Annotated in this window: 18 protein-coding genes and 2 pseudogenes; 12 read left to right on the top strand and 8 right to left on the bottom strand. The window is 44.0% G+C overall.

The window, feature by feature from the left end:
* Positions 1–110: 110 nt before the first annotated feature.
* A pseudogene (locus SLS51_RS17055) lies at positions 111–263 on the bottom strand (class II aldolase/adducin family protein); the annotation flags it as partial.
* Positions 264–572: 309 nt separating this feature from the next.
* On the opposite strand from SLS51_RS17055, the pseudogene fucI reads away from it, so the two are divergent.
* Positions 573–2,162, top strand: a pseudogene (gene fucI / locus SLS51_RS17060) (L-fucose isomerase); the annotation flags it as partial.
* A 165-nt stretch (positions 2,163–2,327) separates the two neighbouring features.
* Here fucI and SLS51_RS17065 read toward each other — a convergent pair.
* Complete coding sequence (locus SLS51_RS17065; RefSeq protein WP_323839849.1) at positions 2,328–3,002, bottom strand: 7-cyano-7-deazaguanine/7-aminomethyl-7-deazaguanine transporter; 675 nt, start codon at positions 3,000–3,002, stop codon at positions 2,328–2,330.
* 187 nt (positions 3,003–3,189) lie between these two features.
* Here SLS51_RS17065 and tusA point away from each other — a divergent pair, with 187 nt between their 5' ends.
* The gene (gene tusA, locus SLS51_RS17070) at positions 3,190–3,444 is read left to right on the top strand and encodes a sulfurtransferase TusA (RefSeq protein WP_323839850.1); all 255 of its coding nucleotides are present in this window, start codon (positions 3,190–3,192) and stop codon (positions 3,442–3,444) included.
* A 140-nt stretch (positions 3,445–3,584) separates the two neighbouring features.
* On the opposite strand, the gene SLS51_RS17075 is transcribed toward tusA, so the two are convergent.
* The 4 genes from SLS51_RS17075 to rsmD all read right to left on the bottom strand — a co-directional run bounded on the left by SLS51_RS17075 (position 3,585) and on the right by rsmD (position 7,786).
* Positions 3,585–5,864, bottom strand: coding sequence for a zinc/cadmium/mercury/lead-transporting ATPase (locus SLS51_RS17075; RefSeq protein ID WP_323839851.1), 2,280 nt, complete (start codon positions 5,862–5,864; stop codon positions 3,585–3,587).
* Between the two features lie 144 nt (positions 5,865–6,008).
* On the bottom strand, positions 6,009–6,635 hold the full coding sequence (locus tag SLS51_RS17080) for a lysoplasmalogenase (protein ID WP_323839852.1): 627 nt from the start codon (positions 6,633–6,635) through the stop codon (positions 6,009–6,011).
* 261 nt (positions 6,636–6,896) lie between these two features.
* Positions 6,897–7,178 (bottom strand): DUF1145 family protein, encoded by a 282-nt coding sequence (locus SLS51_RS17085; protein ID WP_112878263.1) that lies wholly within the window; start codon positions 7,176–7,178, stop codon positions 6,897–6,899.
* A 23-nt stretch (positions 7,179–7,201) separates the two neighbouring features.
* Positions 7,202–7,786: a 16S rRNA (guanine(966)-N(2))-methyltransferase gene (rsmD, locus tag SLS51_RS17090; protein ID WP_323839853.1), complete on the bottom strand. Its 585-nt coding sequence runs from the start codon at positions 7,784–7,786 to the stop codon at positions 7,202–7,204.
* Between the two features lie 160 nt (positions 7,787–7,946).
* Between rsmD and ftsY the strand changes: the two genes are divergently transcribed.
* The 5 genes from ftsY to SLS51_RS17115 all read left to right on the top strand — a co-directional run bounded on the left by ftsY (position 7,947) and on the right by SLS51_RS17115 (position 13,494).
* Positions 7,947–9,320, top strand: a complete 1,374-nt coding sequence (gene ftsY, locus SLS51_RS17095) for a signal recognition particle-docking protein FtsY (RefSeq protein WP_323839854.1) — start codon at positions 7,947–7,949, stop codon at positions 9,318–9,320.
* Positions 9,321–9,326: 6 nt separating this feature from the next.
* Positions 9,327–9,992, top strand: coding sequence for a cell division ATP-binding protein FtsE (gene ftsE / locus SLS51_RS17100; protein ID WP_323839855.1), 666 nt, complete (start codon positions 9,327–9,329; stop codon positions 9,990–9,992).
* The gene (ftsX, locus tag SLS51_RS17105) at positions 9,985–10,959 is read left to right on the top strand and encodes a permease-like cell division protein FtsX (RefSeq protein WP_323839856.1); all 975 of its coding nucleotides are present in this window, start codon (positions 9,985–9,987) and stop codon (positions 10,957–10,959) included. Before ftsE ends, ftsX begins: the two co-directional genes overlap by 8 nt.
* A gap of 436 nt (positions 10,960–11,395) precedes the next feature.
* Entirely contained in the window at positions 11,396–12,253 is an 858-nt protein-coding gene (gene rpoH, locus SLS51_RS17110) for an RNA polymerase sigma factor RpoH (RefSeq protein WP_323839857.1), read from the top strand.
* A gap of 101 nt (positions 12,254–12,354) precedes the next feature.
* The gene (locus tag SLS51_RS17115; protein ID WP_323839858.1) at positions 12,355–13,494 is read left to right on the top strand and encodes a glycerate kinase; all 1,140 of its coding nucleotides are present in this window, start codon (positions 12,355–12,357) and stop codon (positions 13,492–13,494) included.
* Here the strand turns inward: SLS51_RS17115 and panM are convergent.
* Positions 13,482–13,880, bottom strand: a complete 399-nt coding sequence (gene panM / locus SLS51_RS17120; protein ID WP_323839859.1) for an aspartate 1-decarboxylase autocleavage activator PanM — start codon at positions 13,878–13,880, stop codon at positions 13,482–13,484. The two genes, SLS51_RS17115 and panM, sit on opposite strands and share 13 nt — an antisense overlap.
* A gap of 412 nt (positions 13,881–14,292) precedes the next feature.
* On the opposite strand from panM, the gene SLS51_RS17125 reads away from it, so the two are divergent.
* The 5 genes from SLS51_RS17125 (at position 14,293) to livF (ending at position 19,141) form a co-directional block, all read left to right on the top strand.
* On the top strand, positions 14,293–15,405 hold the full coding sequence (locus SLS51_RS17125) for a branched-chain amino acid ABC transporter substrate-binding protein (RefSeq protein WP_323839860.1): 1,113 nt from the start codon (positions 14,293–14,295) through the stop codon (positions 15,403–15,405).
* A 61-nt stretch (positions 15,406–15,466) separates the two neighbouring features.
* Positions 15,467–16,393: a high-affinity branched-chain amino acid ABC transporter permease LivH gene (gene livH / locus SLS51_RS17130; protein ID WP_323839861.1), complete on the top strand. Its 927-nt coding sequence runs from the start codon at positions 15,467–15,469 to the stop codon at positions 16,391–16,393.
* A complete protein-coding gene (locus SLS51_RS17135; RefSeq protein ID WP_323839862.1) occupies positions 16,390–17,667 on the top strand; it encodes a high-affinity branched-chain amino acid ABC transporter permease LivM in 1,278 nt (425 codons plus the stop codon). The genes livH and SLS51_RS17135 overlap by 4 nt, the downstream gene beginning before the upstream one ends.
* Entirely contained in the window at positions 17,664–18,437 is a 774-nt protein-coding gene (livG, locus tag SLS51_RS17140) for a high-affinity branched-chain amino acid ABC transporter ATP-binding protein LivG (protein ID WP_323839863.1), read from the top strand. Before SLS51_RS17135 ends, livG begins: the two co-directional genes overlap by 4 nt.
* A gap of 2 nt (positions 18,438–18,439) precedes the next feature.
* Entirely contained in the window at positions 18,440–19,141 is a 702-nt protein-coding gene (livF, locus tag SLS51_RS17145) for a high-affinity branched-chain amino acid ABC transporter ATP-binding protein LivF (RefSeq protein WP_323839864.1), read from the top strand.
* 292 nt (positions 19,142–19,433) lie between these two features.
* Here livF and SLS51_RS17150 read toward each other — a convergent pair whose 3' ends face one another.
* Entirely contained in the window at positions 19,434–20,213 is a 780-nt protein-coding gene (locus SLS51_RS17150) for an AraC family transcriptional regulator (protein WP_323839887.1), read from the bottom strand.
* Positions 20,214–20,395 lie beyond the last annotated feature (182 nt).

Here is a 20,395-nt window from a genome sequence, read left to right on the forward strand (position 1 = left end):
TTCAAGAACATAAAATGGTGACAGGAATGCAATCTTACCACCATGAGCTTTTGAGTTTATTAGGTGCACAATATAAAGCGGTTTATTCCTGAATTAGGTGCGGAATGAAGGGTCAATTGTTCATAAGGGATTCCTGTCGGCGTAATTAACATTCCATTATTATAACGGACACTGACATTACCCGCTGTGCCTTGATTTAATCCTAATCGGGTCATTTCTAAGCATGTATGAATAATTTCACGAGATAATGTATTTCTTTTCATGATTATTTACCTTGTTTAAATTCGAAGTATGCTTTTATGCTAGTCAATGAAAAATAAACAAATGAAGTTTGATGTTTATTTTTGTTGTAGTACTTTGTTGTTTTTAAATAAATATTTAAGTTGATTTTTGTGATTAATCTCAAATGTTTTTACCATTTTTGGGGTTTTACAGATATCTGTATGTATTTTTTTATTCCGTATTTTTCATTTTTAACTCAATCGGTCATTTATTGGTTTTATTGACCGTTTTTTCATAAAAAAGATTATACGGTCATTTTTATGACCGAATTAAATAAAAAAAATACAAACGCTGGTCTTGCTGAATCTGCGGCTTGTGATGAAAAATTCAGTGCATTAAATATTGGTCTGACCATTACCGTCACGCCGTGTTGGTGTTATGGCAGTGAAACATTAGATATGGAGCCAACAAGACCAAAAGTTATTTGGGGATTTAATGGGACGGAACGTCCAGGTGCAGTCTACCTTGCAGCAGCTTTAGCCGCCCACTCGCAGAAAGGCATTCCCGCTTTTTCTATATACGGACATGAAGTTCAAGATGCTGATGACACCCGTATTCCTGATGATATCAAAGAAAAATTGCTACGATTTGCCCGTGCTGGATTAGCCGTTGCTAGTATGAAAGGAAAAACTTACCTCTCTATTGGTGGTACATCAATGGGCATTGCAGGTTCAATTGTTGATCATAATTTTTTTGAATCCTGACTTGGTATGAAAGTCCAATCTGTTGATATGACGGAATTACGCCGCCGTATTGATAGGCAAATATATGATGAAGAGGAACTTGAGCTCGCCTTATCTTGGGCGGATAACTATTTCCAATATGGTGAAGATCTGAATGTTAAACAATATCACCGTTCACCAGAAAGCCGTCGCCAAGTTCTTCGCGAAAGCTTACTTATGGCTATTTGTATTCGTGACATGATGCAGGGAAATCCAAAACTGAAAGAGAAAGGGTATGGCGAAGAAGCGCTCGGCTACAACGCTATTGTCGCGGGTTTCCAGGGGCAACGTCATTGGACAGACCAATATCCTAATGGCGATACTGCGGAAGCGATTTTAAATAGTTCATTCGACTGGAACGGCATTCGTCAGCCATTTACGGTTGCAACAGAGAATGACAGTCTAAATGGCGTTGCGATGTTATTTGGTCATATGCTAACAGGGACAGCACAGATTTTTGCTGACGTTCGAACTTTCTGGTCTCCAGAATCTGTCGAACGTGTTACGGGCCAAAAACTCACTGGGCAGGCTGAAAATGGGGTGATCCATCTGATTAATTCAGGCTCTGCAACGATGGATGGTACCTGTTGTCAAAAAGATGCTCAAGGTCATCCTACAATGAAGCCTCATTGGGAAATTACCGAAGAGGACGTGGATGCCTGTCTGGCGGCAACACAATGGTGCCCGGCGCTCCATGAATATTTCAGAGGTGGTGGCTTCTCCTCCAAGTTCTTAACGAAAGGCGGTGTTCCTTTCACCCTGAGCCGTGTCAATATTATTAAAGGCCTTGGCCCTGTCCTGCAAATAGCGGAAGGCTGGAGTGCGGAATTGCCTAAAGATATCCATGACGTTCTGGATAAACGGACAAATGAAACTTGGCCAACAACCTGGTTTGTTCCGCGTTTAACCGGTAAAGGTGTCTTTAAGGATGTGTACTCGGTTATGGCGAATTGGGGAGCTAATCATGGTGTGCTTTCTATAGGTCACGTTGGTGCCGATTTTATTACGTTAGCTTCTATGCTCAGGATCCCAGTTTGTATGCATAACGTGGATGAGAAAGCCATTTATCGTCCTTCTGCATGGAGTGCACACGGTATGGATCTAGAAGGTTCAGATTACCGAGCCTGCCAAAACTATGGTCCTCTTTATAAGAAATAGTGGCTGCTGGCGGTATGAATTGTACCGCCTCTAATAAGCGAAATTAAAATAGAAAATTGTAGTCATATCACTGACATAATATCGAATGATTAGGACCGGGTGGAAGGCTAATCTCTTAATCAGGTGATCTGATTAAGAGACGGTTATCGATTGGGTGTATAAAAATCAGCGAACTTGAATGTGGCTATTATTGGTTTGATAGTTAAAGAAGTACTTAAGAATCAGGTTCAACAAAATGCCGTAAGCGGGTAGGAAAAAGAGTAAGCAGATTAATAACTTAAAGCAGTAATCGACTAATCCAATCTCGATCCAGTTAGCTGCCATGAAAGCATCGGTACTACGATAGAAAGCGATAGAGAAAAAGGCTAGGCTATCAAGTAAGTTGCCGAAGAACATCGCCGCTGCGGGAGCGACCCACCAATTACGTCTCCGGCGCAGACGATTGAAGACGTATACATCCAGTATCTGCCCAAGGAAGTAGGCCATAAAACTGGCGCAGGCAATACGGGCAACAAAGAGATTGAATTCAAGCAGCGCGGTAAACTCTTGCCACTCTCCTTGGAAAAATAGGGCAGAAATTATATAAGAGGTCAGCAATGCGGGGATCATCACGATGGTAATGATTCGCCTTGCCAGTGGTGCGCCGTAGATACGAACCGTCAAATCTGTTGCAAGAAAAATAAATGGGAAAGTAAAGGCTCCCCAAGTGGTATGAAAACCGAAAATAGAGACGGGTAGTTGCACCAGATAATTACTGGAAATAATAATCAGAATGTGAAATAGCGAAAGCCAAATTAAAGCGGTAGCGCGCTGTTGTGTAATTGTAGTTGATAAAAACATGATTGTACCTTTTTGGTAAATGGGGTGAGGGAACCCAATGAAAGCTCTGCTGTTTTAACTGACGGTGCCTCACATGATACGTCGGTTGTGCACGAATTCAAAATGCCTGTATGTAAAGTTAATTTTTGCTAGCTTTTTTATAATATAATTCGGTCTAATAGACTGATTGAAATTGTAGAGATAATTTATGCCCGATGTGTTTACTCATCCAGACAAAACCCTTGATACACAAGGGCTTCGCTGTCCTGAACCGGTAATGATGGTGCGGAAAACCGTGCGTCATATGGAAGCAGGGCAGATGTTGTTAATTCTTGCTGACGATCCGGCAACTACGCGTGATATTCCTAGTTTCTGCCGTTTTATGGAGCATCAACTGGTTGCGCAAGAAACGGAACAAATGCCTTATCGCTATCTGGTTCGGAAAAAAGAGAGTCAATTCTGAATATAATAGCCAAATTGAGAAATGAACGTTTTTGCTTTTTACCATGTCTTTGAACGTCGACGGGTTTTCACCACTGAATTCATCCTGCTAATGGTATAGGATATGAGCCGGAAATAAGACTCATATCCAGACGATTTTCATTATTTCAGTTTAATTCTCAATAACCTTACCGCGTTTGCTGTTACAAGAGCGGTTGCGCCAGAATCCGCCAGTACTGCCATCCACAAGCCTGTGATACCCAATAGGCTGGTAACAAGGAAGATCCCTTTTAGCCCCAATGCAATAGCAATGTTTTGGCGGATGTTATTGCGCGTTGCGCGGGAAAGGGTGATGATTTCCGATAAACCGGTCAGACGGTTGTGAGTCAATGCCGCATCTGCGGTTTCCAGAGCGACATCGGTACCACTTCCCATTGCTACACCGATACTGGAAGCTTTCATTGCGGGTGCGTCATTGATGCCGTCACCGACCATCATTGTGCTGTGATCTTTATTCAATGCGATGACCGCTTTGACTTTATCTTCTGGCATTAACCCGGCGCGGAAATCTATTCCTAACTGACCGGCAATTGCAGTTGCTGCACGTGGGTTATCCCCCGTTAACATCACTGATTTAATACCTTGATCTTTCAGTAAACGGATAGCATCAATTGCATCTTGACGTAACGTATCTTGCATCGCGATAAGGCCAGTAAATTGTTCATCATGCATCACGGCAACAACAGTTTTACCGCAATCTTCTAACTGAACAATTTTTTGTTTCCAACGATCAGATAACGTATTTGCTGGCAGTTTCCCGGGCGCACTGACGAGAATACGTTTACCGTTTAACTGACCTTCAACACCAACTCCTGCCAGCGCTTTACGGTGTTCAGCTTCGGTAATATTAACGTTTTTACTTTCTGCATATTGCAAAATGGCTTTAGCCAGTGGGTGGTGGGAACCGCTTTCTACTGCGGAAGCCAACGTTAATAACTGAGATTCGCTGATATTTTCTGCTGGTTGTATATCTGTGACTTGTGGTTTACCGGCGGTCAGCGTACCGGTTTTATCAAAAGCGATAGTGGTGATCAGTCCCAGTTGTTCCAGCGCCGCACCACCTTTAATCAATGCACCTCGGCGGGTTGCTGTTGCAAGGGCAGAGGTAATTGCGGCGGGTGTGGAAATCACCAAAGCACAAGGGCAACCGATCAGTAGCAAAGTAAGACCACGGTAGATCCATGTTTCCCAAGGTTGGCTGAATACAGTCGGTGGAATGATGATAACCAACGCAGAGAACAGCATGATCAGTGGCGTATAAATTCGGCTAAAACGGTCAATGAAGCGTTCAATCGGTGCGCGGCGTTCTTCGGCTTCTTCAATCAGTTGCAGAATACGGTCAATGGCATTGTTGCCCTGTTCGGACAGCACTTTCATTTGGATTGCACGATCCACGGACAAACAACCTGCCGGAACTTTTTCTCCCTGTATTCGCTCTACCGGAATAGATTCGCCTGTCAGCGCACTTTCATCAAAGCTGGCGAATGAATTGAGTAATTCTGCGTCAGTGGGTAAACGTCCGCCGGGAGCAATCTCGATAATATCGCCAGGGCGAAGGTCTGAAACTGGAACAATTTTTTTCTCACCATTCTTTACCAGTAGTGCCTCTTCCGGCACCAATGCCATTAATGCACTCACCCCTCGACGAGCACGGCCGGCAGCATAAGATTCCAGCATTTCACCAAGCATAAACAGCAGTAGTACCATTGCTGCTTCAGCGGTGGCATCAATAAACAGTGCACCAATGGCGGCAACACTCATTAATGTTTCAATGGCGAATGGCGTGCCTGATCGTATGAGCTGCCAGGCTTTGGTAACAATAGGTACCAATCCAATCACGGTGGTGATGATAAAGGCAATACGGCCAAATGAGGGATTGATGTGAGAGATTCCCCAACTTATCAGCATCATCAGTGAAAGAGTGATGATTGGGGTAAATTCTTTCCAGCGGCTGCTTTTTTCTGCTTTCTGACTTGAATCGGAATTGCGTAGAGTAAATCCAGCCTGATTAACGGCTTGAATAACCGCTGAACGTATATCTGTATCCGCATCCACAACTAGTTTTTCTGTTGCGAATAGAACCTTGGCTTGTTTCACTTCTGCAATTTTGCTGACCGCGGTTTCAATTTTGCGGGCACAACTTGGACAATCCATACCATTAACCACCCAACTGAAACGTTGGTTTGCCAAAAGCTCAGGTGCTTGTGTCTCTTGTGTATCATGGGAAGGGTGATGCTTATGTGAGCAAGCCTTACCATGTTCATGATGATGTAAATGTTCACTAACTTGTTTAGCCTGATCTGAACAAGTCGTCGTCGCGCAGCAGCTTCCATGCTGGTGGTTATGTTGATGAGCACTATTTTTGTTTGAATTTGAGTACATGGACTCCCCCTGAATAGAGTTAACTCAAAGATAATGATTAAACTCTACACTTTGGAGCCTACTCCAGAGTCAATAAAAAGAAAAAATAAAGTTGTTAAATTGTACGACTGAGTGCTGATAGCCATTTTCAACTTAATCTTTTTATTAAAGATAAATAGAACGAATAATCAGAAAATGGCCGATAAAATAACAGGTTGCCACAATCGCCTTAGAAGATTTGAACTGGAAACGGTAATGGTTAATCAACCAGACACTGTGTGACAGTAACAACAAGATAGTACCTGCTAACAGGGAGAAACCATACGCTGTATTGAGGGCGAAGTATTGTTCACCTGCCATCCATACCATTATTAGGAGCATGATGACTGAGGCAACGACCAGCCAGCGCCTTTCCTCCAGTTTATTCCAAATAGCCAGCAGAATAATGGAGCCAAGAACCAGTAAAATTAACGGCAGCGGGAAGAAGAAACTGAAATTCATCTGCATGACAAAGCTTATCGTATAGAGCAGATAACAGAGGAATAATGTGCTTAGAGAGAGTAGTGAATACTTACTGGGGAGCATGCGCAGGGCATCTGATATTAAAGCTGTAAATAACCCAAGACAGATTAAATAGCCTGAAATATGCAGCTCAGGCGCTTGCCATGCCCACAATAACAACAATAGCAGAGTGATTGGCCTGAATAGCCATCTTTGCCAGTTTGGACCACGGTAAGCTGCATCAACATACAACCAACCAGAAAGGAATACTGCAATAAATGGCCAGCTCATCTTTGTTCCTTAAATAAGTGATGGATAAGGGGTCTACTCTTTTACTATCAAAATATAGACTTAAATAATAGAGATTGGTTTAAGTATCTGTGCGGAAATAGGCAATAAATTAACAAATAATTTATCTGTTCTGCCAAGAAAGTCGGCACGAAGCTGTGCTCAGATAAAAGTGACTGCTTTTGAATGATAACAGAAGAGGAATGAAATGAATCATTCCTCACATAATTGTATATACTTTCCGGGTGTTGAGGCGTGTGTCCACTATTTGAGGTGATGACTTTTCTCTTTCCGTTGTTTTTTCTGCATTGACAGTAGTTCAAAGACACCAAAAAAGAAGATCTTGGTTTGCATCAGGCTAGAGAGTTTTTGGTCTTTGGGCTGACTGGTTTTCAGAAGCAGCATTTGAAATGCATGCATGACCACCATGAAAATCATGGCGACATCCATAAAATATTTCAATGGTTTTGGAAATGGATGGATCAGGTTAAAGATCAGAAATCCCCAAACACAGATCATTAACAGTTTCCCCAATTGAATAAACATCAGTGTGTACTCCAAAGTAATCGTTATGCAGGTAAGTAACGGATATAGAGCCGGTATGCGACTTGTCCGGCGACTTTTTCACGATGAAGTTGCCAGTTAACAGGGACATCAATCGCCGTTGATTCAGATTCAGCCTCAATATAAATCCAGCTTTCATCTGCCAGCCAATTTTGCTCTTCCAACAATTTTATGGTTTCGCTAAGCATTCCTTTACGAAAAGGAGGATCAAGGAAAACGACATCGTAGGATGTTCCCGGTTGAGATAAATAGGTTAATGCACTGTCGTTAATGACTTCGGCATTTTGGGCGTTGAGCAGATCCAAATTAGCGGAAAGCTGTTTAGCTATATTACGTTCATATTCAATAAGGGTAACCTGTGCTGCATAACGGGAAAGTGCCTCTAATCCAAGCGCTCCGCTTCCTGCATAGCAATCCAGGCAGTGTGCTTCCTGAATAACTGGGGCTAGCCAGTTAAATAGCGTCTCTCTGACGCGATCTGTCGTTGGGCGTAATCCGGGGCTGTCCGGTACAGGTAATTTTCGGCCTCGCCATTTTCCACCAATAATGCGGATTTGTCCCATCGATTGCCGTTGTGGTTTCTTTGCCATAAATTTGCGTAACAGTTGTTAAGACTTACAGGTATTAATTTACCATGAAATTCATGATTGATATGTGTTGAGCTATTACGAAAATGTTAGAATACTTCTAAATTTCGTTATTATTCCCTGTTGTAACGCCATGATTTAACCTTGAGGAGTGCAGTGGCTAATGGCAAAAGAAAAAAAAAGAGGCTTTTTCTCCTGGTTCGGGCGTGGCCGTCAGGAAGAACAGCAAGAAGAGCAATTAGCAGCGGAGCAGGCGGAACAGCAACGTCTTGCAGAGGAAGCCGCGAGATTGGCGGCAGAGCAGGCAGAACAGCAACGTCTTGCAGAGGAAGCCGTGAGGTTGGCGGCAGAGCAGGCAGAACAGCAACGTCTTGCAGAGGAAGCTGCGAGGTTGGCGGCAGAGCAGGCGGAACAGCAACGTCTTGCAGAGGAAGCTGCGAGGTTGGCGGCAGAGCAGGCGGAACAGCAACGTCTTGCAGAGGAAGCCGCGAGGTTGGCGGCAGAGCAGGCGGAACAACAACGTCTTGTAGAGGAAGCCGTGAGGTTGGCAGCGGAGCAGGCGGAACCAGTACAAACCGAACAGACCGTTATATCAAAAGAGCAAGAGCGTCCGACTAAAGAGGGCTTTTTCTCTCGCTTGAAACGCGGTTTGGTTAAAACTCGTCAGAATTTAGGGTCCGGTTTTCTTAGTCTATTCAGTGGCAAAAAGATCGATGATGATCTGTTTGATGAATTGGAAGAGCAGTTATTGATTGCTGATGTTGGTGTCGATACTACCCGTAAAATCATTAGCAGTTTGACAGAGCATGCCAGTCGTAAAGAGCTAAAAGATGCAGAAGCGTTGTATGCCAAACTGAAAGAAGAGATGTCTGGTATTCTGACTAAAGTGAATAAGCCTCTGGACATTGAGGGAAAAACGCCGTACGTCATTCTGATGATTGGTGTTAATGGTGTTGGAAAAACCACGACAATTGGTAAATTGGCTCGTCAATTTCAGGCACAAGGTAAATCGGTCATGCTGGCAGCCGGAGATACTTTCCGTGCAGCCGCCGTTGAACAGTTACAGGTGTGGGGGGAACGTAACCATATTCCGGTGGTTGCGCAGCATACTGGCGCAGATCCTGCTTCCGTGATTTTCGATGCAATTCAGTCAGCTAAAGCCAAAGGTGTCGATGTCCTGATTGCAGATACCGCGGGTCGTTTGCAAAATAAATCTCACCTGATGGAAGAATTGAAGAAGATTGTCCGGGTGATGAAAAAACTGGACGAAAATGCGCCACATGAAATTATGCTGACATTGGATGCGAGTACCGGTCAGAATGCGATAAGTCAGGCTAAACTGTTCCATGAAGCTGTTGGGTTGACAGGCATCTCATTGACAAAATTGGATGGTACTGCCAAAGGTGGGGTAATTTTCGCTATTGCTGATCAGTTTGAAATTCCTATCCGTTATATTGGGGTTGGTGAAGGAATTGAAGATCTACGACCATTTAAGGCAGACGACTTTATAGAGGCACTTTTTGCCCGAGAGGATTAATTACCTATGATTCGCTTTGAACAGGTCAGTAAAGCTTATCTGGGGGGACGGCAAGCCCTGCAAGGGGTGGATTTTCATTTGCGCCCTGCGGAAATGGCATTTCTAATCGGTCACTCAGGGGCAGGTAAAAGTACCTTGCTGAAACTCATCTGTGGCATTGAGCGGCCTAGCGCCGGACATATTTGGTTTGCCGGTCATGATATCAGTCGGTTAAAAAGCCGTGAGGTACCTTTTCTGCGTCGTCAGATTGGTATGATTTTCCAAGATCATCATCTGCTGCTGGATCGGACGATATACGATAATGTGGCGATGCCGCTGATTATTTCAGGTGCCAGTTCTGAGGATATTCGTCGCCGGACCTCTGCTGCTCTGGATAAGGTTGGTCTGCTGGACAAAGCGAAAAATTTCCCAATTCAGCTTTCAGGGGGAGAACAACAACGAGTTGGTATTGCTCGTGCGGTTGTGAATAAGCCGACTGTTTTATTGGCGGATGAACCTACCGGTAATCTGGATGGTGAGTTGTCAGAGGGCATTTTACGACTGTTTGAAGAATTTAACCGGGTAGGGGTGACAGTGCTGATGGCGACCCATGATATGGCACTGATTGAAAGACGGAAATATCGTATTCTGACGCTGAGCCAGGGCCGTATGGCGGGAGAGCATCATGGTTAAAAATGTGCGTAAGGCAGCGGGGAAAGTAACAAGATCGAAAAGTAAAGTTTTACAAGGAGGATGGCGTGAGCAGTGGCGCTATGCTTGGATGAATGCGTTGACAGATATGTCACGTCAGCCGTTGGCAATGTTGTTGACCGTGATGGTGATTGCGATCTCCCTGACATTGCCAAGTGTTTGTTACATTGTGTGGAAGAATGTCAGTCAGGCTGCGGAAAAATGGTATCCCACCCCTCAACTGACGGTATATCTCGATAAATCACTGGATGATAGCAGTGCTCAGAAATTAATAAGTGAGCTGAAAGCACTTGATGGTGTGGATAATGTCAACTATCTCTCACGTCAGGAAGCCATGACAGAATTCCGCGCTTGGTCTGGTTTTGGTAACGCGCTGGATATGCTGGAAGAGAATCCGTTGCCCGCCGTGGCTATTATCACACCGAAAATCGATTTTCAGAGTTCACAGACGCTGACCACACTGCGTGATAGAGTTTCTCAGGTTAAAGGTATTGAAGAAGTTCGGATGGATGATAGCTGGTTTGCTCGTTTGGCGGCGCTGACAGGTCTTATCGGTCAGATTGCGTCAGTAATCGGTATTCTGATGATCGTTGCGCTGTTTTTGGTCATTGGTAACAGTGTGCGTCTCAGTATTTTCAGTCATCGTGATACGATTAACGTGATGAAGCTTATTGGTGCAACGGATGGCTTTATTTTGCGCCCATTCCTCAATGGCGGTGTTTTGTTAGGGGCTTTGGGGGCAATTTTATCGTTAATTTTGTCTGCACTATTGGTGTGGAAACTTTCTGATGTTGTCACCCAGGTTGCTAGCGTGTTTGGTACGACGTTTAATTTACACGGGCTTTCATGGGATGAGTCCCTGCTGTTAGTTTTGCTTTCCGCGATGATTGGTTGGGCCGCTGCTTGGTTGGCGACAACTCAGCATTTGCGTCATTTTACGCCAGAATAAAACGGTAATCTTTTCAACAGGCTGAGCGAGATCAGCCTGACAACGCAATAATTATCTCCTCTTTTCCTTGGGTAAGAATTTCTTATTCATTGACTTAAATCCAAAATCGCGATTTTCTGCTGTGTAGAATTAATTAAAAAGGTGCTTGTACTCTCCCTGTAGACCTAGTGGATACTTTTGTGAGATGGAATTAATATTTATCGGGGATAGTACAAATAAAGTTAATTGCATAAATATAAAACTATCTGTTATTTTTTGTTCTGCGATCCCATTATAGGGATGGTCGGTGCTGAAATTATTACTTTTCCACGGATCTGTAGCTTGAATATGCACATTCTGGTGATAGACTGTACCGCTGTATGTTGAACGTTGGTTCATATATGCTGATGTAATCTAATCCATACTAACGATTTGAGCCTTATTTGAGAGGATTTGAATGGCCAAAGAAATGCAAACCTTAGCGTTAGTTCCTCAAGGAAGTCTAGAGGGCTATGTCCGTGCCTCTAATATCTATCCAATGCTGACAGCAGAGGAAGAGAAGGAACTGGCTGAAAGGCTGCATTACCAGGGAGATCTGGATGCAGCTAAGAAGCTGATTCTGTCTCATCTGCGCTTCGTTGTTCATGTCGCTCGTAGCTATGCTGGTTATGGGCTACCTCAAGCGGATTTAATTCAGGAAGGGAATATTGGCCTGATGAAAGCAGTACGTCGTTTTAACCCGGAAGTTGGGGTGCGTCTGGTTTCTTTTGCCGTTCACTGGATTAAAGCTGAAATCCATGAATATGTACTGCGTAACTGGCGTATTGTTAAAGTTGCAACGACTAAAGCACAGCGTAAGCTGTTCTTTAATTTGCGTAAAACTAAACAGCGCTTAGGGTGGTTCAATCAGGACGAAGTAGAAATGGTCGCCAAAGAACTTGGTGTGACCAGTAAAGATGTGCGTGAGATGGAATCTCGTATGTCAGCGCAGGATATGGCGTTTGATATGTCTACCGATGATGATAGTCAGGAAGGTCAACCGGTTGCGCCAGTGCTGTATCTTCAAGATAAAGCTTCTGATTTTGCAGACGGCATTGAAGAGGACAATTGGGAAAACCATGCGGCTGATAAATTATCGGTAGCGATAGAAAGCTTAGACGAGCGTAGTCAGGATATTATCCGTTGCCGCTGGTTAGATGATGATAATAAATCTACCCTGCAAGAGCTGGCGGATAAATATGGTGTTTCTGCGGAGCGTGTACGTCAGCTTGAAAAGAATGCCATGAAAAAGTTGCGTGTGGCAATTGAGGCATAAATAGAGTGATTTTGCGTTAGCGCATCCATAATTAAAAAGGGCGATAATGGTTTATCGCCTTTTTTGTTTCATTTTTCACGGTTGTTATCTCGATTAGTCCTATGAAAATTGTTATTGCGCCTGATTCATTTAAAGAAAGTCTCAGCGCCTTACAGGCCGCTGAAGCGATAGAACAAGGATTTCGTGAAATCTATCCACAAGCTGAATACGTTAAATTGCCGATGGCAGATGGAGGAGAAGGTACAGTTGAATCGATGGTAGCAACTACTGGAGGAAAGATTGTACGTCTGTCGGTCACCGGTCCGTTAAATCAGCCGGTGGATAGTTTTTTCGGTGTGCTAGGTGATGGAGAAACCGCTGTTATTGAAATGGCGGCGGCTTCTGGCTTACATCTGGTGCCGGTGGAAAAGCGTAATCCGTTGATAACCACGACTTATGGTACCGGTGAGTTGATGTTGTCTGCTTTAGATCAAGGTGTCAGAAAGATAATTTTAGGCATTGGCGGTAGCGCGACTAATGATGGCGGTGCCGGTATGACGCAGGCGTTGGGGGCCTGTTTGCTTGATTCTGATGGTAAAGCGTTGGAGCTTGGCGGGGCTGCGTTAAATCGGCTTGCTAAAATTGATTTATCTGGTTTGGACGTTCGTTTGAGTCGGGCTGAAATTATCGTCGCCTGTGATGTGACTAACCCGTTATGTGGTGAATTTGGCGCATCTGCTATTTTCGGGCCACAGAAAGGGGCGACACCAGAGATGGTGAAAGAATTGGATGCAGCTCTGCGCCATTATGGTGAAAAAATTGAATTACTGACCGGCATTAAGGTCATTGACGTACCCGGTGCAGGAGCCGCTGGGGGAATGGGTGTTCCTTTACTTGGTTGGCTGGACGCTAAATTGCAACCGGGAATTGATATTGTTATCTCCACGCTGGAACTGGAAAAGGCAGTACAAGGTGCTGATCTGGTTATTACGGGTGAAGGCCGAATGGACAGCCAGACTATTTACGGTAAAACGCCGATTGGTGTTGCTCGTATCGCCAAAAAGTATGCTATTTCAACCATTGCATTGGTTGGCAGTATAAGTCAGGACTATAGCATCGTTCATGAGCATGGATTGGATGCCGTTTTCTCAATTATGCCCGGCGTTTGTTCTCTTTCTGACGCTCTTGCTTGCGGGCATGAGAATTTACGGGTAACTGCCCGCAATGTGGCTGCGGTCTGGAAAATGGGTCAGCTAGAATAAGAATTTGACTTGGTATCGTAGTAAAAACCACAGGCGTTCATGAAACCTTTTAATGCCGGTTCGTTAGCATCTGAGAACCCTTCAAGGCTTAACTTCCATTGATTAACAGTGGGATGCTGAGCTTTTATTTCATTTATCAAATATAAACCCACTCCCCGGCGGCGTGTTATTTCACGGACACACAAATCTTTAAGCAGGCCGGATTGATCATTGAAAGTCACTTTTACTGCGGCCAGTAATCTATCATTAAAACGAGCAGCGAACAGTTTATTTCCGTTTTTTAGATGGATTTGCCACTGTTCAGGTGTTTGCTGAGGCCAGATTTTCTTCATATCAATCATATCTTGTGCTGATAAAACAGTAAGTTGTTCAATAGTTAGCTTCATGGTTTTTCCATATCAATTTTAGTTGAATAGATCGATGGCGTGTCCTTGCCGTCGCGATCCATCTTGAAATCCATAGGGTATACACGTGACTGGAAAAATGTTTTTAACATGGTCAATCTTTCGAGTTAAAGATTGCTTTACTAATATTTAACCAGAGTATCACACTATGTTTCGTCTAAATTCCAATCAACTTTGGCGGTATTTTATTCTGTAATTAATGCTTTTATCTACCTTGTTAATTTGATTTTAAGCATGAAATGCTATTTTAATAACATGAAAAATAAAATCTTATTCATAAAAATTACTTTATCTAATCATCGATCACAAAAGATCACGATTATCTTGTTGGATCATGGGAGATCTAAAAGGTAAACACAGTAAATTAGACCAATCACAACTGGGGATAAATAAAATGAAAATCATAACAGGTAAAACATTATTAGCAGGCTGTATTGTCATGATGATGAGCCATTCACTGTGGGCACAAGAGATCAAAGTGGCGATTGTAGGGGCAATGTCTGGTCCGGTTGCTCAATATGGTGATATGGAATTTACTGGTGCACGTCAGGCGATTGCAGATATCAATGCTAATGGTGGTATTAATGGTAATAAGCTGGTGGGAGTTGAATATGATGATGCGTGTGACCCGAAACAGGCTGTGGCCGTCGCTAATAAAGTGATTAATGATAACATTCGTTATGTTATCGGCCACTTATGCTCTTCCTCTACTCAACCGGCATCTGATATCTACGAAGATGAAGGTGTCATTATGATTACACCAGCGGCAACCAATGCCAATTTGACAACTCGTGGCTACCAGATGATTCTGCGTACTACTGGGTTGGATTCTGATCAGGGACCAACGGCAGCGAAATATATTGCGGAAAAGATTAAACCTCAGCGTATAGCTATTGTTCATGATAAACAGCAATACGGTGAAGGGTTGGCTCGATCTGTTCTCGATAAATTGAAAAAAGCGGGAATCAATATTGTCTTGTTTGAAGGCGTCACTGCCGGTGATAAAGATTTTTCGGCTCTGGTTGCCCGCCTGAAAAAAGAGAATGTGGATTTTGTCTATTTTGGTGGCTACTACCCTGAAATGGGGCAAATTCTGCGTCAGGCTAAGCAGTCCGGCCTGAATATTGGTTTTATGGGACCGGAAGGTGTAGGTAACTCCTCGCTATCCAATATCGCCGGAGTCGCTTCTGAAGGCATGCTAGTCACATTACCTAAGCGTTACGATCAGGTACCGGTGAATAAAGCTATTGTTGAAGCGATCAAAGGTAAGAAAGGCGATCCAACAGGTCCATTCGTCTGGACCACCTATGCTGCTCTGCAATCTCTGGCTGCGGCAATGAACCGTACCGGTAGTATGGAACCGACTGATTTGGTGCAAGACCTGAAAGCGAATCCAGTGGATACCGTAATGGGGAGACTAAGCTGGAATGCCGTTGGCGATCTAAAAGGGTTCGAATTCGGTATTTTTGAATGGCATGCAGATGGTTCTTCTACTTCTGTGAAGTAACGTCATCAGAACGGTCGTCAGCTCCTGTTTGTCAGGAGCTGCTATTCCGGAGGTACAACGTATGTCGGAGCAATTTCTCTATTTTTTACAACAGATGTTAAATGGAGTGACTCTGGGTAGTACTTATGCATTGATTGCCATTGGTTATACGATGGTTTACGGCATTATCGGGATGATTAATTTCGCTCATGGTGAAGTTTACATGATTGGTAGCTATGTCTCTTTTATTGTCATTGCGGCTCTGATCATGATGGGAATTGATTTGGGTTGGTTGCTGATTACTGCGGCTTTTTTAACATCAATTGTCATTGCCGCTGCTTATGGTTGGAGTATTGAGCGAGTCGCTTACAGGCCAGTTCGCCATTCCAAGCGCCTGATTGCCCTGATTTCAGCGATTGGGATGTCTATTTTCTTGCAAAACTATGTCAGCCTGTCACAAGGTTCTCGCGATTTGGCATTGCCTAGCCTGATTACCGGGCAGTGGGTATTAGGCGAAAGTGATGGATTTTCTGCCAGTATTAGCGCAATGCAACTGACCATCTGGATAGTGACATTTCTTGCCATGCTGATACTGACAATGTTTATCCGCTATTCCCGCATGGGACGCGCCTGCCGTGCTTGTGCGGAAGATCTGAAAATGGCGAGTTTGTTGGGGATCAATACTAACCGAGTGATTTCCTTAACCTTTGTTATCGGTGCAGTAATGGCCGCAATAGCCGGTGTTTTATTGGGGCAGTTCTACGGTGTAATAAATCCGTATATCGGTTTTATGGCAGGCATGAAAGCTTTCACCGCAGCAGTATTGGGAGGAATTGGCAGTATCCCGGGGGCGATGATTGGTGGCTTGATCTTGGGAATTTCTGAAGCCTTAACTTCTGCTTATCTGAGCACAGAATATAAAGATGCCGTTTCCTTTGCTCTGCTCATTGTTGTGCTGTTGTTTATGCCGACTGGGATTTTAGGCCGTCCAGAGGTGGAAAAGGTATGAAACATGCTAATTGGGTGAATGCCATTATCGCCTCAGTCGCTTTATTTGTATTGTCTGTCTTTATGATGGGGATGCAGTTATCGCTGGATGGTACGAAGTTGGTCGTCCACCGTGCCGATGAAGTACGATGGTTATGGATTGGTATTGGCTGTGCGATTGTTTTTTTGTTCCAACTATTGCGTCCAGTTGTTCAGCAGACAATGAAGAAAATACCGATTAAAAGCTGGTCATTGCCGGATTTCGATGGCCCAACCAAAGGACAAAAGTTACTGGCAATATTGGTCATTATTGCTGCAATTATCTGGCCGTTTATTGTCTCCCGTGGTAGTGTTGATATCGCTACGCTGACGTTAATTTATGTCATGCTAGGGTTGGGTTTGAATGTCGTGGTTGGTTTATCGGGGTTGTTGGTACTTGGGTATGCAGGTTTTTATGCTATCGGTGCTTATACCTACGCTTTGCTAAGTCACTATTACGGATTAGGATTTTGGCAGAGTTTGCCGTTGGCGGGGTTAACGGCTGCTTTATCGGGGTTGTTGTTGGGTTTTCCGGTATTGCGATTGCGAGGTGACTATCTGGCAATTGTCACGCTTGGTTTTGGTGAAATTGTTCGCATTCTACTGTTGAATAATACTGAAATGACCGGTGGTCCGAATGGTATCAGCCAGATCCCAAAACCGACTTTCTTCGGGCTAGAATTTAACCGCAGTGTGAAAGAGGGAGGTTGGGATACTTTCCATAACTTCTTTGGTTTGAAATACGATCCAAGTGATCGGGTCATCTTCCTCTATCTGGTGGTATTACTGTTGGTAATATTGACAGTATTTATTATTAATCGACTACTGCGTATGCCATTAGGTCGTGCATGGGAAGCGCTGCGTGAAGATGAGATTGCTTGCCGCTCTCTTGGTTTAAGTCCAACCCGAATTAAACTGGCTGCGTTTACTATCAGTGCTGCATTTGCCGGTTTTGCGGGTACTTTATTTGCTGCCCGGCAGGGGTTTGTCAGCCCAGAGTCCTTTACTTTTGCTGAATCTGCTTTTGTGCTGGCAATTGTGGTGCTCGGAGGGATGGGTTCACAGACTGCGGTGATTCTAGCGGCCATTTTGTTGGTGGTTTCCCGTGAGATGATGCGTGATCTGAATGCCTACAGTATGTTGCTGCTAGGGGCAATGATGGTATTGATGATGATTTGGCGTCCGCAAGGGTTGCTACCGACAAAACGCCGTCATGTTAAATTGGAACGACAGGTACAGGGAGGAAAGCAAGCATGAGTGCAACACCATTATTGCAAGTTTCCAATCTGACCATGCGCTTCGGTGGCTTGCTGGCGGTTAACAACGTTGCCCTGAGGTTAAATCAGAGGGAAATTGTTTCTCTTATCGGGCCTAATGGTGCAGGGAAAACCACGATCTTTAATTGTCTGACAGGATTTTACTGTCCGACTAGCGGCACTATAAAGCTGCAGGAAAAACATCTGGAAGGATTATCTGGGCAGGCTATTGCTCGTATGGGTGTTATCAGAACATTCCAGCATGTGCGATTGTTCCGGGAGATGACAGTGATAGAGAATCTATTAGTGGCGCAGCATCAGCATCTGAAAAGGGGTCTTTTTGCCGGTCTTTTTAAAACGCCGGCATTTCGCCGGGCAGAATCTAAGGCCGTAGATTGGGCGATAACTTGGTTAGAACGGATTGGCTTGTTACCACTGGCAAACAGACAGGCAGGTAATCTGGCATATGGTCAGCAACGGCGTTTGGAGATTGCCCGCTGTATGGTAGCTCGTCCGGAAATTTTGATGCTGGATGAACCTGCCGCGGGGCTGAATCCGAAAGAGACAGCAGAGCTTAATGCTTTAATTGCTGAGCTAAGGGAACATCATCAAGTTTCTGTATTGTTAATCGAACATGATATGAAATTGGTGATGGGAATTTCAGATCGTATCTATGTTGTTAATCAGGGAATGTCTTTGGCGCAAGGACGGCCAGAAGAGATTCGTAACAATCCGGATGTTATCCGGGCATATCTGGGCGAGGTGTATTAATTATGTTGGAATTTAAGCGGGTATCTGCCCACTATGGGGAAGTTCAGGTGTTGCATCAGGTTAGCCTGAATATTCAGCAGGGAGAAATTGTCACTCTGATTGGTGCAAATGGCGCAGGAAAAACAACATTGCTTAGTACCTTATGTAGTGAACCCAGAGCAACCGAAGGTTCTATTATTTTTCGTGGTAAGGACATCACCCAATGGCCGACATCTCGTATTATGCGTGAGGACATTGCGATTGTGCCTGAAGGTCGCAGAGTATTTGCTCGTATGACAGTGGAAGAGAATTTGGCAATGGGCGGTTTTTTTGCTGATAAGACTCAGTATCAGCAGCGCATTGAGCGGGTTTATGATCTATTTCCGCGTTTACAGGAAAGACGTCACCAGCGGGCTGGAACGATGTCCGGTGGTGAACAGCAAATGTTGGCAATTGGCCGTGCTTTAATGAGTCAGCCACAGTTATTGTTGTTGGATGAGCCTTCATTGGGGCTGGCACCGATAGTGATCATTCAGATTTTCGATACTATCCAGCAGTTGAGGGAAGAGGGGATGACAATCTTTTTAGTTGAACAGAATGCAAATCAGGCGTTGAAATTGGCTGACCGAGGATATGTATTGGAAAACGGTAAGATCGTACTAGAAGACAGTGGGTCTGCATTATTGGTTAATGAAGCTGTGAGAAATGCGTATTTGGGAGGATAGAGGCGTATTCTTTTTCACAGGAAGGGAATTCAGATGGTTGATTATCCTCGTAGTACTGGGAAGGTGGTTTTTCCCAAGGTGAGGACGCCATTAATAATGCTTTAAGTTTGGTATTATCTGAGATTGGGGCAACGAGTGTGGTTTCAAATACTTTGAAATCTGCCCTTATTTTTTTCTGTGTTTTTTCATCATATTTTAAGCGATATATACCTTATGGATTTCAAGATGCATCGCGGCGGCAAGGGAGCGCAGCCAACAAAGAGGCAACTTGAAAGATAACGGGTATATTATCTTAATAACTACGTTCCTTATAAGCAGACATATATTCTCTTGGTGATCGACCGGTCATTTTCTTGAAAAAGATTGCAAAAGCACTATCACTGGCAAATTCTAATTCGCTAGCGACAGATGACAAATTACCCTGTTTTGCTAGTAATTCTATAGATTTGATTAAACGCCACTGTTGTCGCCATTGTTGATAGCTAAGTCCTGTTTCTCGGCGAAATATCCGACTGATGGTTTTTTCGCTGGCTCCGATATTCATTGCCAGTATTTTGAGTGTTGGTGGCAGTGTGGTCAGAGGAATACGGGCTAAACGGCGGTCAAAAGGGAGTGGTAATAATGTCGGTTCTCTTTTTGCCAGATGGATTTCGTCAAAACAAACAGCCAATAGGTTAGCAGCAGCTCCTTGTAACCAATCTGTATTAAAGGGAGCCAGAGCTATTCTCTCTAATACTTCGCGTAACAGAGGTGTAACTTCCAATACCTCAACGTGTTCTGCTAAATATCCGATCCGATTTACATCTAAATAAATCGAACGATACCCGACGGAGCCTTTTATTTCTGCTCTATGAATAATACGCGGTGGAATCCAGGCAACCCGAGTTGGTGGAAGTATGCATAAGTGATCTGCCAGGGTGATATTGATGCACCCTTGCTGGGTAAATAATAATTGTCCCATCTCATGTTGATGAAATCCTGAGTCATGCTGGCTTAGTTCAGCCGCAATCCCTACTACCGGTACTCCAAAGCTATCAGGATCAAAATTATCATCACGAGAAAGCCATGTCATATTTATACCCGTCATCTTTCAAGTTGCTTCTTTGTTGGCGGCACTCACTCACCCCGGTCACATAGTTCTCTATGCTCCCGGGGATTCGCTCCCTTGCCGCCGCGATGCATCTTGAAATCCATAGGGTATATGTCCTATTTAATAAATAAATTGTCTTTATTATTGTAATACGACAATTAAGA

Origin of the sequence: Photorhabdus africana, assembly GCF_035181445.1 — a bacterium.
Taxonomy (GTDB): domain Bacteria; phylum Pseudomonadota; class Gammaproteobacteria; order Enterobacterales; family Enterobacteriaceae; genus Photorhabdus; species Photorhabdus laumondii.

Bases quoted from the DNA above. Each gene is read 5' to 3' on its own strand.
- SLS51_RS17085 (WP_112878263.1), bottom strand. From the start codon at position 7,178: ATGTTTATTCAATTGGGGAAACTGTTAATGATCTGTGTTTGGGGATTT.
- SLS51_RS17065 (WP_323839849.1), bottom strand. From the start codon at position 3,002: ATGTTTTTATCAACTACAATTACACAACAGCGCGCTACCGCTTTAATT.
- panM (WP_323839859.1), bottom strand. From the start codon at position 13,880: ATGAAGCTAACTATTGAACAACTTACTGTTTTATCAGCACAAGATATG.
- tusA (WP_323839850.1), top strand. From the start codon at position 3,190: ATGCCCGATGTGTTTACTCATCCAGACAAAACCCTTGATACACAAGGG.
- livG (WP_323839863.1), top strand. From the start codon at position 17,664: ATGAGTGCAACACCATTATTGCAAGTTTCCAATCTGACCATGCGCTTC.
- SLS51_RS17115 (WP_323839858.1), top strand. From the start codon at position 12,355: ATGAAAATTGTTATTGCGCCTGATTCATTTAAAGAAAGTCTCAGCGCC.
- SLS51_RS17080 (WP_323839852.1), bottom strand. From the start codon at position 6,635: ATGAGCTGGCCATTTATTGCAGTATTCCTTTCTGGTTGGTTGTATGTT.
- SLS51_RS17125 (WP_323839860.1), top strand. From the start codon at position 14,293: ATGAAAATCATAACAGGTAAAACATTATTAGCAGGCTGTATTGTCATG.
- ftsX (WP_323839856.1), top strand. From the start codon at position 9,985: ATGGTTAAAAATGTGCGTAAGGCAGCGGGGAAAGTAACAAGATCGAAA.
- rpoH (WP_323839857.1), top strand. From the start codon at position 11,396: ATGGCCAAAGAAATGCAAACCTTAGCGTTAGTTCCTCAAGGAAGTCTA.
- ftsY (WP_323839854.1), top strand. From the start codon at position 7,947: ATGGCAAAAGAAAAAAAAAGAGGCTTTTTCTCCTGGTTCGGGCGTGGC.
- SLS51_RS17150 (WP_323839887.1), bottom strand. From the start codon at position 20,213: ATGACATGGCTTTCTCGTGATGATAATTTTGATCCTGATAGCTTTGGA.
- ftsE (WP_323839855.1), top strand. From the start codon at position 9,327: ATGATTCGCTTTGAACAGGTCAGTAAAGCTTATCTGGGGGGACGGCAA.
- SLS51_RS17135 (WP_323839862.1), top strand. From the start codon at position 16,390: ATGAAACATGCTAATTGGGTGAATGCCATTATCGCCTCAGTCGCTTTA.
- livF (WP_323839864.1), top strand. From the start codon at position 18,440: ATGTTGGAATTTAAGCGGGTATCTGCCCACTATGGGGAAGTTCAGGTG.
- livH (WP_323839861.1), top strand. From the start codon at position 15,467: ATGTCGGAGCAATTTCTCTATTTTTTACAACAGATGTTAAATGGAGTG.
- rsmD (WP_323839853.1), bottom strand. From the start codon at position 7,786: ATGGCAAAGAAACCACAACGGCAATCGATGGGACAAATCCGCATTATT.
- SLS51_RS17075 (WP_323839851.1), bottom strand. From the start codon at position 5,864: ATGTACTCAAATTCAAACAAAAATAGTGCTCATCAACATAACCACCAG.